The organism is Brachyspira sp. SAP_772 (assembly GCF_009755885.1).
GTDB lineage: Bacteria > Spirochaetota > Brachyspiria > Brachyspirales > Brachyspiraceae > Brachyspira.
This window is the reverse complement of the sequence record NZ_VYIX01000360.1, coordinates 1-529: the sequence shown is the minus strand read 5'-3', so window position 1 is coordinate 529 and position 529 is coordinate 1. Positions and strand designations below refer to the sequence as shown.

The 529-nt window shown below is 28.0% G+C and carries 1 pseudogene; it reads right to left on the bottom strand.

Annotated features, from left to right (window positions below):
• Window positions 1-529: pseudogene (locus GQX97_RS14515) on the bottom strand (FGGY-family carbohydrate kinase); the annotation flags it as partial.

Here is a 529-nt window from a genome sequence, read left to right as displayed (position 1 = left end):
CTAAAGAAATATTTTCTTTTAATAATAGTACAGCACTTATTGCAGCTCCAAGAGAAGCTCCTCCAGAAGGAAGTATTTTTATAGGGCACTGCCAAATATTAGCAATTATTTTTAATATTTCTTTATCTTTAGTTGGTCCGCCTGTAACAGATAAATCAGCTGCYTTTTTTTCTGAAGCAAACTTTTTAGAATATCCAGCAACTAAACCTAAAGAGCTTAATACAATGCCTTTATAATCATTATCAAAAGAAATATCATCATAATATCTTTTTATATCAAAAGATTTACTTATAGGTACAGATTCATTTTCTCTTTGATATATCATTATAGGTAAATTGTCTATATTTTTGGATAATGATTCTGTTATATCTTTATAATTTTTATGATATAAGTTCATAATTTCGTCCCAAACCATAGCCCCATTAGTACGGCAGAATATCATAAATGGATTTCCTATACCATCATACATAGCATTAGATACACCAGAAAAATCTCTTGTGTTTTCATCAATATTAAGCATATATACAAA